This is a genomic window from Mesorhizobium sp. B2-8-1 (genome assembly GCF_006440955.1).
Taxonomy (GTDB): domain Bacteria; phylum Pseudomonadota; class Alphaproteobacteria; order Rhizobiales; family Rhizobiaceae; genus Mesorhizobium.
Window position 1 is genome coordinate 771,971 of record NZ_VFTX01000002.1, and the last position, 15,946, is coordinate 787,916.

16 protein-coding genes are annotated in these 15,946 nt (G+C 63.5%); 5 read left to right on the forward strand and 11 right to left on the reverse strand.

From position 1 onward, the window contains the following. From FJ428_RS08145 to FJ428_RS08160, 4 genes are read left to right on the forward strand one after another with little or no spacing between them, the layout of a single operon-like run. Entirely contained in the window at positions 1 to 894 is an 894-nt protein-coding gene (locus FJ428_RS08145) for an ABC transporter permease (RefSeq protein ID WP_224518894.1), read from the forward strand. Continuing rightward, complete coding sequence (locus FJ428_RS08150) at positions 891 to 1,910, forward strand: ABC transporter ATP-binding protein (protein ID WP_140879240.1); 1,020 nt, start codon at positions 891 to 893, stop codon at positions 1,908 to 1,910. Before FJ428_RS08145 ends, FJ428_RS08150 begins: the two co-directional genes overlap by 4 nt. After that, positions 1,907 to 2,923 (forward strand): ABC transporter ATP-binding protein, encoded by a 1,017-nt coding sequence (locus tag FJ428_RS08155; protein WP_140879241.1) that lies wholly within the window; start codon positions 1,907 to 1,909, stop codon positions 2,921 to 2,923. Before FJ428_RS08150 ends, FJ428_RS08155 begins: the two co-directional genes overlap by 4 nt. Continuing rightward, complete coding sequence (locus FJ428_RS08160; RefSeq protein ID WP_181167240.1) at positions 2,913 to 4,049, forward strand: succinylglutamate desuccinylase/aspartoacylase family protein; 1,137 nt, start codon at positions 2,913 to 2,915, stop codon at positions 4,047 to 4,049. Before FJ428_RS08155 ends, FJ428_RS08160 begins: the two co-directional genes overlap by 11 nt. 77 nt (positions 4,050 to 4,126) lie before the next feature. Here the strand turns inward: FJ428_RS08160 and FJ428_RS08165 are convergent, their stop codons facing one another. From FJ428_RS08165 to FJ428_RS08210, 10 genes are all read right to left on the reverse strand, one after another. Further along, a complete protein-coding gene (locus FJ428_RS08165) occupies positions 4,127 to 4,876 on the reverse strand; it encodes an SDR family oxidoreductase (RefSeq protein WP_140879243.1) in 750 nt (249 codons plus the stop codon). Positions 4,877 to 4,892: 16 nt separating this feature from the next. Continuing rightward, positions 4,893 to 5,831: a 3-hydroxyacyl-CoA dehydrogenase gene (locus FJ428_RS08170; protein ID WP_224680317.1), complete on the reverse strand. Its 939-nt coding sequence runs from the start codon at positions 5,829 to 5,831 to the stop codon at positions 4,893 to 4,895. Continuing rightward, positions 5,831 to 6,706, reverse strand: coding sequence for an N-acyl homoserine lactonase family protein (locus FJ428_RS08175; RefSeq protein WP_140496115.1), 876 nt, complete (start codon positions 6,704 to 6,706; stop codon positions 5,831 to 5,833). Before FJ428_RS08175 ends, FJ428_RS08170 begins: the two co-directional genes overlap by 1 nt. Then, on the reverse strand, positions 6,678 to 7,295 hold the full coding sequence (locus tag FJ428_RS08180; RefSeq protein ID WP_140879244.1) for a hypothetical protein: 618 nt from the start codon (positions 7,293 to 7,295) through the stop codon (positions 6,678 to 6,680). Before FJ428_RS08180 ends, FJ428_RS08175 begins: the two co-directional genes overlap by 29 nt. Then, positions 7,288 to 8,331 (reverse strand): LacI family DNA-binding transcriptional regulator, encoded by a 1,044-nt coding sequence (locus FJ428_RS08185; protein ID WP_140728522.1) that lies wholly within the window; start codon positions 8,329 to 8,331, stop codon positions 7,288 to 7,290. The genes FJ428_RS08180 and FJ428_RS08185 overlap by 8 nt, the downstream gene beginning before the upstream one ends. A 23-nt stretch (positions 8,332 to 8,354) precedes the next feature. Next, positions 8,355 to 9,644: a histidinol dehydrogenase gene (hisD, locus tag FJ428_RS08190; protein WP_140563985.1), complete on the reverse strand. Its 1,290-nt coding sequence runs from the start codon at positions 9,642 to 9,644 to the stop codon at positions 8,355 to 8,357. A 65-nt stretch (positions 9,645 to 9,709) separates the two neighbouring features. After that, positions 9,710 to 10,930, reverse strand: a complete 1,221-nt coding sequence (locus FJ428_RS08195; protein WP_224518896.1) for a sugar ABC transporter substrate-binding protein — start codon at positions 10,928 to 10,930, stop codon at positions 9,710 to 9,712. A 103-nt stretch (positions 10,931 to 11,033) separates the two neighbouring features. Continuing rightward, positions 11,034 to 12,062, reverse strand: coding sequence for an ABC transporter permease (locus FJ428_RS08200; RefSeq protein WP_181167241.1), 1,029 nt, complete (start codon positions 12,060 to 12,062; stop codon positions 11,034 to 11,036). Further along, on the reverse strand, positions 12,059 to 13,051 hold the full coding sequence (locus FJ428_RS08205) for an ABC transporter permease (RefSeq protein ID WP_140522215.1): 993 nt from the start codon (positions 13,049 to 13,051) through the stop codon (positions 12,059 to 12,061). Before FJ428_RS08205 ends, FJ428_RS08200 begins: the two co-directional genes overlap by 4 nt. Then, the gene (locus tag FJ428_RS08210; protein WP_140522217.1) at positions 13,048 to 14,583 is read right to left on the reverse strand and encodes a sugar ABC transporter ATP-binding protein; all 1,536 of its coding nucleotides are present in this window, start codon (positions 14,581 to 14,583) and stop codon (positions 13,048 to 13,050) included. Before FJ428_RS08210 ends, FJ428_RS08205 begins: the two co-directional genes overlap by 4 nt. 640 nt (positions 14,584 to 15,223) lie before the next feature. Between FJ428_RS08210 and FJ428_RS08220 the strand changes: the two genes are divergently transcribed. Further along, positions 15,224 to 15,661 carry a GFA family protein gene (locus FJ428_RS08220; RefSeq protein WP_140879246.1) on the forward strand — a complete coding sequence of 146 codons (438 nt, stop codon included), beginning with the start codon at positions 15,224 to 15,226 and terminating at the stop codon, positions 15,659 to 15,661. 28 nt (positions 15,662 to 15,689) lie between these two features. Here FJ428_RS08220 and FJ428_RS08225 read toward each other — a convergent pair whose 3' ends face one another. Further along, entirely contained in the window at positions 15,690 to 15,944 is a 255-nt protein-coding gene (locus FJ428_RS08225) for a cytochrome C oxidase subunit IV family protein (protein ID WP_140522223.1), read from the reverse strand. Positions 15,945 to 15,946 lie beyond the last annotated feature (2 nt).

Sequence of the window (15,946 nt, forward strand, 5' to 3'; positions counted from 1 at the left end):
GTGTCCGAAGTTCAACTCATTCGCGAGGCGGTCGATGAACGCAGCGGGCAGAGCGCGGCCGCCATGTTCCTGCGGCAATTGCGCAAGTCTCCGCTCGGCATGATGGGCGCCGTGCTGGTCGTGCTGATGGTGGTGACTGCGGTCTTCGCCACCTGGATCGTGCCTTACGATCCGATCAAGATCATGGTTGGGCCCCGGCTGGCGCCGCCCTCTTTGCATTTTCTTCTCGGCACCGATCAGTTGGGACGCGATGTCTTCTCGCGGGTCGTCATGGGCGGAAGGATCGCGCTGCTCGTCGCCTTCGTCTCGTTGGGCGCCTCGCTCAGCGCAGGGCTTGTGCTCGGCCTCATCGCCGCCTTCGGTCCGCGCTGGCTGGACAATCTGCTGCTGCTGGTCTTCGACACGATCCGCTCCTTTCCGGTCATCATCTTCGCCTTGGCAGTGGTGACGCTGCTCGGGCCGAGCCTTGCCAGCGTCATCTTCGTCGTCGCGATTACGTCCGTGCCGATCTATGCGCGCGTGGTGCGCACGCAGGCCCACGCAGTGCGCGAGAGCGAGTTCATCACTGCGGAGCGCGCCATGGGCGCCGGCATCGTGCGCATCCTTGCCGTGCACGTGCTGCCCAATGTGATCGGGCCGCTGCTGATCCTGGTCAGCATGGATGTTCCGCTGGTCATCACGCTGGAGGCCGGCATGAGCTTCCTAGGCATGGGTGTCCGTCCGCCGACGCCGGACTGGGGAACCATCCTCAGTGACGGCTATGGCTATATCCACAAGACGGTGTGGCTGGTGATCGCCGGCGGCATCCCGATCGTCATAACCACGCTGGGCTTCACTTTCCTCGGCGAGGCGCTGCGCGACATTTTCGACCCCAAGCTTCGGAAAGACCTATGAACACCGGCGCTCAGGCAAGACATTCTCCAAACCGCGACCCGCTTCTGGCGATCCGCGGTCTGTCTCTCGATTTCGGCACGCCGCGCGGTCGCGCCCATGCACTGCGCGATATCCATATCGACGTGTCGGCGGGCGAAGTGGTTGGCATCGTCGGCGAAAGCGGTTCGGGCAAATCGACGCTCGCCTATGCCGTGATGGGGCTGCTGGCGGAAAATGCGGAGATGGTGAACGGCGCCATCCTGTTCGAGGGGCGCGACCTGCTCGGCATGCCTCCGGCGGAGCGGCGCGGCTTGCTCGGCAACCGCATGTCGATGATCTTCCAGGATCCGATGACGGCGTTGAACCCGGTGCGCAGCATCGAAAGCCAGATGATCGATATCCAGCATCACGAGGGCGGCTCGCACCGGACCAAGCGCCAGCACGCCCTGGATATGCTTCATCGGGTCGGCATTCCGGACCCGGAGAGCCGCATCGGCGGCTATCCGCACGAGTTTTCCGGCGGCATGCGCCAGCGTATCTGCATCGCGATGGCGCTGCTGGTGAAGCCGGCGCTGCTCATCGCGGACGAACCGACCACAGCGCTCGACGCGACGCTGGAGGTGCAGATCATCCATCTGTTGAAAGAGCTGCAAAAGGAGATCGGCTGCTCGATCCTGTTCGTCTCTCACCACCTCGGCGCTGTCGCCGAGCTCTGCGACCGGGTGGCGGTCATGTATGCGGGCGAGGTGGTCGAATACGGCACCGTGCGCGACATCTTCCGCCGACCGGGGCATCCCTATACGCGCGCGCTGCTCGAATGTGATCCCGGACGCATCCGGCAACGCACCCGCCAGTTGCCGACGATCCCAGGCGAGGTGCCGAGCCTCCTCGGTACCCAGGCGGGTTGCATCTTCCGTCGGCGCTGCCCGCAAGCTTTTACCCGGTGCGTGGATGACAGTCCTGTCCCGTGCGTTATCGGCGCAACGCACACCGCACGCTGCCATCGCCTCGACGACACGTTGGTGGCGCCGGCATGAGCCCCCTGCTTTCAGTCGAGGATCTTCGCGTACGCTTCCGCACCATGGGCGCGCTGAAGGCGCTCGCCAGCGGCGTTAAGAACCCGTTCGTGGACGCCGTCTGCGGCGTTTCCTTCGAGATCCGCAAGGGCGAAACGCTCGGCCTCGTCGGTGAAAGCGGTTCGGGAAAATCCACCATCGCCCGCGTCATCATGGGCCTGCGGCCGCCAACGGGCGGCACGATACGCTTCGATGGTCAGGTGCTGAACGGCCTCGCCCCGACGGAGCGCAAGCCGCATCTTCGGCGCATGGCGATGATGTTCCAGGATCCGGTCGGATCGCTGTCGCCGCGACTCACTGTACGCTCACTGCTGATGGAGCCTTTCCGCATTCACGGCGTTACCGGCCGCGACCCCGCCGCCGAAGCGGAACGCCTGCTCAACATGGTCGGCCTGCCCGCCGACTTCGGGCGGCGATATCCACACCAGCTTTCCGGAGGCCAGGCGCGCCGCGTCGGCGTGGCGCGGGCCCTTGCATTGCAACCCGATCTTATCATCGCCGACGAGCCGACCGCGGGACTGGACGTGTCCGTTCAGGGTGAAGTCCTCAATCTGCTTGGACGTTTGCAGGGCGAACTCGGCATCGCCATTCTCATCATCACGCATAATCTCAATGTCGTGCGCCACATGACCGATCGCATGGCGATCATGTATCTCGGCCGCTTCATCGAAGTCGGCTCGACCGAGCGGATATTCGCGCAGCCGCGCCACCCCTATACGGAGGCGCTGCTGTCGGCCAATCCGGAACCCGACCCGGACGCCGTGCTCGACAGGGTCGAGCTCAGCGGCGAGGTGCCGAGCCTGATGACGCGCCCAACCGGCTGCGAGTTTCACACCCGCTGCCGCTATGCGCAGGGCATCTGCAAAAGCGTCTTCCCGTCCCGGGCAGCCGACCGGGAAGATCCCCGCCATGTCTTCAATTGCCACTTCCCGCTATCGGAACGTGCGCTCGCCGGAGCCACCAATGTCTCGTGAAATTCTCGATGTTCCTCTTGCAAACGGCACGCCGGGCAGCCAACACAGCGTGCGCATCATCCGGTATGGTGCCGCCGACGCGCGCCCGAAAGCCTACATACATGCCGCGCTGCATGCCGATGAAGCGCCAGGGCTGCTGGTATTGCACCATCTGGTCGAGCAGCTTGACGCCGCCGACGCGCGCGGCGAAATCCGGGGCCAGATCGTCGTCGTTCCCTACGCCAACCCGCTCGGCCTGGCGCAGTTCGTCAATGGCGATCATCTGGGGCGTTACGATCTGGCCAGCGGCCGGAATTTCAACCGCAAATGGCCTGATGTCGCCGGCGAATTGACCATCCGACTTGCCGATCGGCTCGGAAGCAGCGCCGACGACAACACGGTGCTCATCCGCAGCACGATTCGCGAAATTCTCGACGAACGCGGCGCAGGGCAGCCTGTCGATTCCCTTTACACCGCCTTGGCACGCGAGGCTTTCGATTCCGATCTTGTGCTGGATCTGCACTGCGACGACGAAGGGCTGATGCATCTGTTCGTGCGGCCCGAGATCTCGGCCGAATTGTCCGACCTTGCGCGGGAACTCGGTTGCCGGGCGGTGTTCTCACAGGGTTCGTCGGGCGGCTCAACCTTCGCCGAAGCAAGCGTCGAGCCCTGGATCAGGCTTGCGGCTGCCCTTCCCGATAAGGTGATCCCGATCGGCTGCCTCGCCGCGACGGTGGAACTGCGCGGCTTCATCGACATCAGTGATGAGATGGCGTCGGCTGACGCTTCCGCCTTGCTCAACGTGCTTCGCCGCCGCGGCTACCTCGCGGGGCAAGCGGGCCTGCCGCCCGCCGCGCTTTGCGAGATCACCGGCTTCGATGCGTGCGATGTGGTTCGCACGCCCGCTTTCGGTGTCATCGTCTACCGCGCCGAACTGGGTGAACGCGTCACTTGTGGACAGCCGATCGCGGACATCATCGTGCCTTCTTCGCTGGGCCGCGAGGCGCGCGTGACGGTACGGGCGCGCACCGACGGGCTCGTGGTGACACGAAGGCTGAAGAAACTCGTCGCCGCCAATCAGGTCATTGCCAAGGTGGTGGGCCAAAAGCCCCTCGCCCACCGGACAGGCTATCTGCTGGAGGATTAGACCAATCAGCAGGCACTTCTTGACCGCAGATCGATGATGGCGAAAGGAAGTCCGTTCGATCTGATCCGTCCCGGGCTCTAGGCCAGGGGCCGACCACCGTCGACCGGGATGATAACGCCGGTCACGAAACGGAGATGGGTCACAGCCGCCAAAACCGCCTCGGCGACATCGTCGGGCGTGCCCAGCCGCCCCAGCGGCGTTCGGTTTGCCTGTTCGTCCCGCCAGGATTCGTCACGGCCCTTGATGAAGTCGGTGTCGACCACGCCGGGCGAGACCGAAACGACCCTGATTCTCGGGGCTAGGGCACGCGCCAGCGACTTGGTCAGATTATCGACAGCGGCTTTCGACGCACAATAGGCGACGTTGCTGCCCATGGCGGTGACCCCTGCGATCGACGAGATGTTGACAACAACCCCGCTGCCGGTGCGGTCGAGCAGCGGCCGCATGGCCCGCGTCGCAGCAATCACACCGCGCACGTTGACGCTGAAGATGCGGTCGATCAATTCATCGTCCAGGCTGTCGAGGTCCGGATGTGGCACGAAGCGGGTTGTCCCGGCGCAATTGACCAGGACATCCAGCCGGCCAAAGCTTTTCTCGATCTGACCAGCGAGGCGCGCGAGGCAATCGCTGTCCGTCACGGTCGCCTCGGCGACGAAGTGATCGCCGTACGCCAATGACGAAACCAGATCGTCGGCCGCCTGCCGCGAACGGTTGTAGCCGATGACAACCGAAGCCCCTTCCGCAGCAAGCCTGGATACGATCCGCGCGCCGATGCCGCCGGTTGCTCCAGTGACCAGGGCAACCTTGCCTGTGAGTGTGGCTGTCATGGCCGTCTCCTGAGTGTCAAACCCCGGTGCTTCGCTTATGGGCGGCCAGCGCCATTAGATTGCGGTCGCGCCAGGCGCTGCGTTCGGCGAGTTGGGATGCTGACAACTTTTCGCGGCGCGCTTCCTCGGCCTTGGCAACCAGCCCTTCCGACCAGGGGGCCGGATCGCGCCTGGCGAGGGCGATCGAATGGTAGAGCGGTCCCAGACGTCTCGCGTAGTCCGCGATCCCGCCGGGCGCATTCAGATCGATCGTCTCGAAAGGCCCCATGAAGGACCACCGGTAGCCGAGCCCATGCGACACCGTAAGGTCGATATCGGCGGCACTTGCCACGCCCTCCTCGAGCAGGGCCCAGGCTTCGTTCAGCAATGCCCCCTGAAGCCGGTTGAGGACGAACCCTTCGACTTCCTTGCGCACGATCACGGCAGCCTGCCCTACGGCCTCCATCTGCACCCGCAGCCACGCAACGGCCTCCGCGTCGGTCCAGGGCGCCGGGACCAGTTCCACCAACGGGATCAAATGCGGTGGATTGACGGGATGAGCGACAAGAAAACGCCGGCGGTTGGCACAGGACCCAGCGAAGGCCGAGGCCGGAATGCCGGAGCTGGAGCTGCCTACGACCGCGTCGGGCCGCATCGCCCGGTCAATCTCCAGACAGACCGCCTCCTTGATGTCGCGCACTTCCAGCACCGACTCCTGGATGTAGTCGGCATCCGCTACCGCACCCTCCAGCGTATCGACAACGTTCAGCCGCCGCATGACTGCATCGACGGCATCTACCAGCCCGGCCTCTTGCATATCGGCAAGGCTGGCCCGGATCTTGTCGAGCACCGCGGCGCGGATGTCGGCGCTGCCGTCATAGATGGTCACATCATGGCCGGCCCGGGCGAAGACGATCGCCCAGCCACGGCCGACCAGTCCGGCACCGACAATGGCGACTTTGCGGATTGCATCCATCATTGCACCCGTGACGTCTCGCCGTCCGCGAGGCAAATTTCGGTGATCCGCAGGCCATCCTGAGTGATGCGGGATGGGAACCGGTCCTTCAACCGCTCTTCGTGGATGGGAATGACCCGCCGTGCCTCGTGGCCCACCTGCTTCATCATCTCCTCGGTAGCGAGAACGAGATTGGTCTGGCTGCCGACCGCAAGCCCCACCGGAACGTAGAGCGTCTCGATATCGACGGCAGCTCCCGAGCCCTCGATGTTATCGAAGACGTAGACCAGATCGCCAGCCAGCACCCAGGTGTCGTCCTTGCCGTTGCGCACGGTGACCCACATCGATCCGTAGGTATGGCTGTCAAAGGCGGCATGGAGATCGATGTCGGGCAGGACGTCCTGTTTCGCTCCGTCGATCGTCACCAACCGCTTCTGACGGGCCAGGTCGACGCCGCGCACGATGTCGCCCGGGTCGACGGCTACGTTCATCCAGCGCATGCGATCCGGCAGCGACATCGCCCAGACCCACTTCGCGATCTCCCTCTCCTGGATGTAGAAGGTCGCATTCGGGAAGTCCTCGACATTGCCGAAATGGTCGAAATGCGCGTGCGTGACGAAAACCGTGTCGACGCTCTTTGGCGAGAGGCCGATTTCGCCAAGAACGGCCTCGGGCGAGTGCCAGTTCTCGACGCCAAATTTGTCGGCGAGATGCTTGCCGTAGTCCTTGTTGTTGTAGCCGACATCGACCATCGCAACGCGACCGTTGCCCTTGATCAGCGCGTAGCAGTAGGGAAGCTTGACGTAACCCTGGTTGTGGGCGCCGTAGAGCACGCCGCTCTTGTGGTAGTTGCTGACGTAGCTGTACTCAAGCACCCAGATCGAATATTGGCTCATTGCTTCCTCCCTGTTGTCGCCAACGCTGCGCACAGCTGCAGCAGGCGTGATTGAAATCGACCGGCGTCATACCGGCCCGCGGTTCCGACGCCGCCTGCAGCCCGGCGTAGGCGCGTTTGATCCTCTCCCCGGCCCGGTCGAGCTCCTGCTGCCAGTCGCGCCGCAGTCGGGCCGAACCGAAATCGTCCAGGACCTCGCCCAGCGTTGCATGAGCGGCCCCCAGACGCGCGCAATGGCTTTCGAGCCCATGCGGCGCCTGCAAGGCGCCCAGCCGCTGCTCCACCTCCGTCCACCGTTCGCGGGCCACCGGAATGTCAGGCAGATCGAGCACGTCGCGGCGTCCGCCGGCCTGAGCCAGGACCAGCAGGCCAGCGAGTTGGCCGATCAGCCGGCGCAGGCCTTCGTAGACGGGGCGGGTTGCCACGACGTAGCGGACGATGGCTTCGTCGGCCAACGCGGCATCGTTGACGGTGGCGACGGGTTCCTCGCTTCCGGTGACGGAGACATGGGGCGCCGCGACGACCTCGCAGTCATAGCGGTGGACGCTTACCGCCCGCTCGAAGAAGCGCTTTCCCGGGATATCAGCCATGGTGCCTTTTTCGCGTCGTCGCGCGCTCGATCACCGCGCCGGGCGGGATTAGTTGAACGATCGGCTCCCGGCCGGAATTCGTGCTCAATTCCTTCGCCAGGCTGACCGTGGCCTCGAGCATCTGGTCAATGGGCTGCCGGACGGTCGTCAGCCCGTGCGAAGGCCAGTGGGCCATCTCGATATCGTCGAAGCCGACGATCGAAATGTCGTCCGGCACGCCGAGCGCCAGCTCTCGCCGCACGCCGTCGAGAAAGCCAATGGCGAGAATGTCGTTGGCGCAGAAGACACCGTCGGGAACCTCTTTCAGGTCACGCAGCTTGCGCGCCGCTTCGTAGCCGGCGTGATAGCTGAACTGGCCTGCCTCGATAACTATCGGCGCGGCGAGGCCACGCTCGACGGCGCGTTCGCTGAAGCCCCTGTGGCGTGCGACATTGGTGGAGGCATCGGGCAAGGCGGCGATGTAGGCCAGGCGCCGGTGGCCGGTATCGACGAGATAGTCGGCGATGCTGCGGCCGCCGAGTATGTTGTCGCAGGAAATGCCGAACGCGTGGTCGTCGGCCGAGAGCCGGTTGAAAAAGATCACCGGAGTGCCGGCTCTACGGCATTCCTGCGCGGCCGCCGAAGACAAGGTGGCCGCCAGGATAATGGCAAGATCTGGCTGGTAGTTGAGCAGCAGACGCAGCGCCTGGTCGACGTCTCCCGACTGGTCGGCGGCGACGAGCATCACGTTCATGTCGATGGCGCGAAGGGCGGTGGTCAGCCGCGTCAGCACTTCCGGATAGAACGGGTTCTTGATGTCCGCGACGACGATACCCACGATACGCGTCTTCTTGGTGATGAGGCTGCGCGCGAAAGGGTTCGGCGAATAGCCGATCTCCCTCGCACGGTTCAGCACCAGGTCTCGCGTATCCTTGGCGATCACGGCATCGGCGTGAAAGGCCCTGGATACGGTCGAAACAGACATGCCGAGATCGCGCGCCAGATCCTTCACGGTCAGGCGGGGCTTGCTGTTCTTGTTGCGGGCGATGATCGACATGAAAACTCCGTTGGCGCGCTGGCTTAGGCCTGGTTGCGACCTCCATAGCGGCGGACCCGGATGTTCGCCTGCTCGGCATGCCCATAGAACCCCTCGAGGACACACAGGCGCGAACAGTACTCGCCTATCATGGCGCTCGCTTCGTCGGTCAGGACGCGCTGATAGGTGCAGGTCTTGATGAACTTGCCAACCCACAAACCGCCTGTGTAACGGGCCGCCTTCTTGGTCGGCAGCGTATGGTTGGTGCCGATGACCTTGTCGCCATAGGCAACATTCGTACGCGCTCCCAGAAACAGAGCGCCGTAATTGTGCATGTTGTCGAGGAAGTAGTCCGGATCGCGCGTCATGACCTGGACGTGCTCGGATGCGATCCGGTCGGCCTCGGCGACCATCTCCTCATAGGAAGCGCAGACGATCACTTCGCCATAGTCCGCCCATGCCTTGGCGGCGATCTCGGCGGTCGGCAGGACCTTCAGCTGCCGCTCGATCTCGGTCAGGGTGTCGCGCGCGAGCTTCTCCGAATTTGTCAGAAGCACGGCGGGACTGGTCGGACCGTGCTCGGCCTGGCCGAGCAGATCGGTCGCGCAGATCTCGCCGTCGACACTGTCGTCGGCGATGACCAGCGTCTCGGTCGGGCCGGCGAACAGGTCGATGCCGATACGGCCGTACAATTGCCGCTTGGCCTCAGCGACGAAGGCATTGCCAGGACCGACGAGCATGTCGACGCGCCCGATGGTTTCGGTTCCGAGCGCCATGGCGCCAACGGCCTGCACACCGCCCAGAACGTAGATCTCGTCCGCGCCGGCCATGTGCATTGCGGCCACGATAGCCGGATGCGGACCGCCCTGGAATGGCGGCGCACAGGCGATGATCTTCTTCACGCCGGCGACCTTGGCCGTCACCACGCTCATATGCGCGGAGGCGACCATCGGATATTTCCCGCCCGGCACGTAACAGCCGACTGTTTCCACGGGAATGTTCTTGTGGCCGAGGACAACGCCGGGAAGCGTTTCCACTTCGAGGTCCTGGAGGCAGGCGCGCTGCTTCTCGGCGAAATTGCGAACCTGGGCCTGGGCGAAGCGAATATCCTCGATGTCGCTTGCCGACACCTTGGACATCGCCTGCTCGATCTCGCTGTCGCTGAGCCGGAAGCTTGGCGGCGACCATTTGTCGAAACGCTCCGACAACTCCCGGACAGCGGTATCGCCTCGCTTTTCTATGTCGGCAAGGATCGTCTCGACGGTCGTCCGGACGGCCGCATCGCTCTGGGCGACAGCTTCGGGATCCCTGCCCCGTTTCAGAAAAGTCGGCATATTCTCATCCTTATGTTGAGTCAGGTGGGCGGCAGGATGCCGTCCACCTGTTGCATTGCTGATCGTCAGGGTTTTACCGTCGGCTCGATCTTGGTGAGCTTGTATTCGTCGGCCGGAGCCTTGCACGATGAGCAGTTGATGCCAGGGGCATCGGGCGCCTGCTTCACGTCCGCGGGCAATGCCTGAATGGTCGCTCCTGGTGTTGGCTTGCCCTCGAGCGCCGACTGCAGCGACAGTTCCGGCAGCAAATCGGGATTGAAGACCTCGGTGACGAAGGAACTCGGAACCTTGTCGGACGGGAAAACGTTGCACCCGTCGGCGAAGGTATCGCCCTTGCAAGGCTTGACTTGATCCGCTGGCACCCAAGGCAACGGGTACTCGATGTTCATCGGTTTCAGGTCGCGCTTCTTGGTCAGGATCTCCATCATCAGCTTGAAGGCATAGCCTGACGTAGCGGGCGGCGAACCGGCGGATACACCCTTGAGACCCATGCCTTGCATCTTCGGGTCTGCCAGTCCGAGACGAAAACCGTCCGAGTTCTCGCCGGTCATCGGAACCAGTTTGTTGCCCTTGTCGAGCAGCGCTTGTACGGCGCCATATTCGCCTGCCTGAGCCCAGATGCCGTCGACGTCGGGATGCGCCGCGAGAGCCTTGGCTGTCTCCTGCTGCGTGGTGCGGTCATCCCAGTAGGAGTAGTATTCCGCGACGACCTTGATGCCGGGATACTGGTTGAAAATGTGCATCGCGCCGTCGGTGTGGCGCTTATCCACCGAGTTGCCCGGGACGCCACGGCTCAGGAAGATCTTGCCCTTGCCTCCCAGGATATTGACCAAGGCCTGGGCGGTGTTCTCGCCGAAGCCTGCGGTGATATAGCTGACATTGTAGGCGCAAGGCTCGGTCACCGTGGCGTCGTACATGAAGAAGAGCACGCCCTTCTGGCAGCCGCGATGGACCGTGCGGTTCAGCGCCGTCGACGAGATCGGGAAGCTGATGATGCCGTCGGCGCCAGCCTGTATCATGCTTTCATAGGCCGAGATCTGAGCCTGGGGGTCGGTTCCCGAGATGACTTCCTTCAGCTCCACCGTCTTGTCGTAGGGCGGCGTCTGCGCCAACGCCTTGACGATGTTCGCGGCCTCCGACTGCCACGAATTGCCGCTGTAGCTCAGCGACAGATATATCTTGAACTTCTTGTCCTGCGCTTGGGCATGGTCGACAACCGCCCCAACGCCCATGGCGGTGGCAAGCGTCAGCGACGCGGCCAGTCCCAGTCTTTTTAACAGCCTCATTTCGATCAACCTCCCGTTGGAATTTGGCCCTTGCAGGTGCCGGACCAGAGCTTGTGAGAACGTTCTCACAATTGGACAAAACCCATTTCACGCACAGGCATGGTCACTTCCTCCGCGTCAGCATTCGATTTCCGAGATCGGCTAGGAATTCGCCGCGCAGCACCAGCAGGGCGGCGACAATGATTGCGCCCTCTATGACGGTGCGCCATCCTTCGTTGAGGCCGATAGCGGAGATAACGGTGCCAAGCGTCGTCAGAAGAATTGCGCCGCCGACCGTCCCGATGAAAGTTCCGCTGCCGCCGAGGATCGAGGAGCCGCCGACCACGACGGCAGCGATGGAAGGCAGCATGTAGCTGTCGCCCATCCTCAGCGTCGCCCCGTTCGAATAGCCCACCAGCATCATGCCGACGAAGCCTGCGCAAGCGGCACTGATCGCATAGGGGACGAGCTCGAGCCGATTGACAGCGACGCCGGCGATGAGAGCGGCGTTCCTGTTGGTGCCAAGGGCGTAGAGCCGGCGGCCGAGCGCAATGAAATTCTGCAAGAACCAGCCGAACAGGATGAAAGCGACGGTGAAGTAGATGACCAGCGGCACGCCGAGGAACCATTCCTTCATCAGCCACAGCAAGGCGGACGGAGAACCGCCGCGCGGCGTCCCGCTGGTGTAGCCCAGCGCCACCGATGCCACGACGATCGAGGTCGCCATGGTCATGATGAAGGGAGGAACCTTCAGCCAGACAATTCCCAGTCCGCTGATCGTGCCGACCAGCGCGCAAATGACCAGAATGGCCGGCAGCATGTACCAGATGCCGGCATCGCCGCTACCAATCCACGTCGTCGTCAACACGCCGCCGAGCGTGATGAGGGCGGGGACCGATAGGTCGAGCCCACCGATCAGGATGACGAGCCCTTGCCCAAACGACAACACGATCAGGAAGGACGCGAGGATGAGAACCGTCAGCACCTGATCCCAGGAACCCAGCGCCGGACTGATGAAGCGCGAGCACACCACAAGCACGATACTCAGCCCAAACACGACAAGCGTATTGATCACCTCCCGGTCGAGCCTTTGCCTGCCGCGCCGGTCGGAATTGGCCTCGAAACGCGTTGCGACGTCCTTATGCGCGTTCACCGGATCTCTTCCTTCTTGAGCAGGCGCGCCACGGCGCTGCCGAACACGATCGCAAGCACCAGCACGAAACCTTGGAATATGCCGGTGTAGAAGGACGAGACCCCACCCGAGAAAAGCACCTTCTGCAAAAGCATCAGCGTACCGGCGCCCAGGATCGAGCCAACGAGGCTGCCCCGGCCGCCACTCAACGGCGTGCCGCCGAGCGCCACTGCGGCAAAGGTGAGCATCAGGAATGGCGTGCCGGCTGTCGGATTTCCTGTCGCCGTCTGGGCGCTCAGCATGAAGCCGGCGACGCCGTAAAGGATGCCGGCGCCGACAAAGGCCGTGATGCGTACCCCTGCCACGGGCACGCCGGAGAAGCGAGCCGACTGCTCGTCGGCGCCGATCGCATAGAGGCCGATCCCGGTATTGGTCCGCCGGAAGGCAAGCCAAAGCGCGATGGCGGCAACCAGAAACAGCCCGGCGATCGGGATGATACCGAACAGGGTGTCGGTCAGCGTATAGGTGACGAAGTCGGCAACCATACCGCCAGGCGCGTCCAGGATAACCAGCGCAAGTCCCTGGCAGACGATCATCGTGCCGAGCGTCGCCGCGATGGTCTGCAGTCCAAGCCTGGCCACGAGAATGCCGTTGATTGCGCCGACGGCACCGCCGATCGCACAGCACATCAGGAGGCTGGCCAGCGCACCGCCCGGACCACCGAACGGATAGACCGCCATCAGCACATTGGTCAGCGAGACGACGCCTGCGACGGACAAGTCGAAGCCGCGGCTGATGACGACCAGCGTCTCGCCCGCTGCCGCGAGCGCCAATGGCGTCGAGTTGTTGACGAGATCGGTGAAGGTGTAGACCGAAAGCGCATCCGGTTGCCAGAACGCGTAGAGCGCATAAAGCAGGACATAGATCATCGCCACGATGCCGGTGCCGCTGATGACAGCCCTCCATAACGCGGAGCGGCGGGGCGCGGGATTTGCCTGGACCGCGGTCATGCGGCCACTCCATTCACCGCGCCCGCAGCGTGGCCGATCAGCGCGCCGACGATAGTTGGCTCATCGATGGCATCGCCCTGATATTCGGCGAAGACGCGGCCGCCATAGAGCACCATGCAGCGATGCGCGAGATGGACGAGTTCCGGCAGTTCGGACGAGTAAAAGAGCACCGAGCCGCCATCGGCAGCGAACTTCCGGATCGCCTCGTAGATCGACTGCTTGGTTCCGACATCGACTCCACGCGTCGGATCGAAAAGCAGTAGAGTGCGCGCACCCGTCATCATGACGCGCGCCAGAAGCGCCTTCTGCTGGTTGCCACCGGAAAGCTCATCGATCTTGAACTGCAGATAGCGCTCCTGCAGTTCGACCGCCTCAGCGGTTTTTTTCGCAATGCGACGCTCGCTGGCCGGCCAGACGACGCCACCCTGCGCGATACGCGAAATGATAGGCAACACCATGTTGCTGGCGGTGCTGAGGCCGGCGAAAATCCCTTCCGACTTGCGGTCCTCCGGCAGGTAGGCAAGGCCGTTGCCGAAATGGAGCGCGGCGCCCGGGCTGGCGATCTGGGCGGGCACGCCGTCGATCTCGATGCCGCCGCTTTTCGCCTTGGAGAGGCCGATCATCGTCCTGAACAGGTCGCGTTGGCCCTGCCCCTCGAGCGCGGCGATGCCGACGATCTCACCTCGCCTGACATCAAACGACACGTCGCGCAAAATGCCGCCGGAGAGGCCCCGAACGCTGAGCGCGACGGGCGCGGTGTCGGCGACCAAAGGCTGCGAGGCGGTCGTCTCACGCGCGCTTCGGCCGACCATCATCTCGAAAATGTTCTCGTCCGAAGCGCCGGACAACTCGACGGTGCCGATGCTGCGGCCATTGCGCAGGATGGTGGCGCGCGAACACAGGGTGCGCACCTCGCCGAGGCGGTGGGAAATGTAGAGGATGGCGGTCTGCAGGTTCTTCTGCCGGCGCACGAGCTCAAACAGCCATTCGACGTCCGCCAGCGCGGCCGTCGGCTCATCGAGGATCAAGAGCTTCGAGGCATGGGTGAAGGCGCGCACGATCTCAAGCCGCTGACGATCCGAAAGCGAAAGCACGCCGACGGGCGTGTCAGGATCAAAGTGGGAGAGAGCGTAGTCGTTAAGAACCTTGCCAGCTGATGCCTTGGCGGTGCGGCGCGAGACGAGACCTAGCTTGCCCTTCGGCATTTTCGGCAGCACGAGATTCTCGGCGATGCTGAGATTCGGCAGCAGGCTGAGTTCCTGAAAGGCCGTCGCCACGCCCTGCGCCCGCGCATCGATGATGCCATGCGGCGCATAAGGCTTGCCGAAGATCGACATGGATCCGCCGTCAGGCGTCACGACGCCGCTGAGGATTTTCACGAGCGTCGATTTGCCGGCGCCGTTCTCGCCCAACAGCGCATGGACTTCCCCTGGCCGCAGATCAATGGAGACGGAATCGAGTGCGACTGTGGGTCCGTAGGATTTTGCAATATTCGCGATGCGAACAGCCAGCCGGATCTCGTCGGTACCCATACCTCCTCCCAAAAGGTAAGTCCGCCGCAGCGGTGAGAACGTTCTCTGAGAACGTTCTCACTAATCCACAAGCACCGCCGGCTTGTCAATTGTGAATCGTTCATTCCTTGTCGAACGCACCAGGCTCCCGGCCTCCGGGCGGCACTTGGCCGTCTTTTGAGTGCTCGGAAGTGGCTGAGCCGGCGCCTTTTCTGGCGGCTGGTCGGGGGGCGCCCGCCGGGATGGATTCTGCCCCTCGGACTGATGCGTTTTCTCATTCACCTCGCCTGAAGGGCGCGTCAGGCCTTGCCCGGACGCCGGCGGCTTGTTGCCTGCGGCGTCCTGGGAGAATGAATCGGCGGGATCGCCGTCGCTCCTGGCCGGATATTTGGTGGCACCAGTCTCGCGGCGATTTTCGCTTCCAGTCATGGCCGGTCCTCCTTTGGCACAGTCATAACCTGGTTTCGACCGGCAGGTTCCAGCGGCTAGGCCGGAAGCGCAGATTTGAATCCGCCGCCGCTCCTATGGCCGGAAACCAATTTGGCGGCGCTGCGTTGACCCCGCAGGATCAGATCCCCCAACAGCTTCGGAGAAAATTCATGCTCGACCGCAGCGGAAGCGCCGTCCTGACGACCGACAGTCTCTGACAACGGACAGCAACATGGCTCGCATCGAGCGCGGACATTGTTTTTGCGGTGCCGTCATGGCGGTGATGGAAGGAGAGCCTTTCTGGATCTGCTTCGATCATGACGACGATTGCCGGCGGGCGACCGGCGGACCGATGACCATCTGGATCGGCTATCGCCCGCACCAGGTCGAGCTGACCGCCGGGAAGCCGAAGACCTTTTCGAAGACGAAGGGGGTCATCCGCTCCTTTTGCGCCGATGGCGGTACCTCGATCTTCTATGCCGACGAAGGCCTGCGTGACGAACTCTATGTCTCGATCGGCTTCATGGACGCGCCGGAGCGGTTTCCGCCACAGGCACAGGCCTATTGGGATATGCACCTGCCATTCATCGACATGGCCGACGGCTTGCCCCGCGTCGACGGCTACACGAGGCGCCGTGATCCAGCCCTGGGCAATCCGCGCGAACGTTGATGACGCGCGCCACACTAGGCCCCGCAGGCTATTGCCCGATCAGGGTCAGGCCAAAGAGAATGGCCAGCCACAGGCCCACCGCCGCGACCGCGAGCCTGGGGAGGATGCCCTCGCCCGCCAGATGCATGAACAGCAGCGCGATCACCACTGTCTTGGCAGCCGCCGCGGCAAGGTTGATCGCGGAATTGAACCCACCGAGGTCGACAAACGAAGAGCCGACGGTAAGCGCCAGCAAGGCGAGCAGCGCGAGATAGGCGAATGTGAGCTTGGCGAGGTCGCTCATCG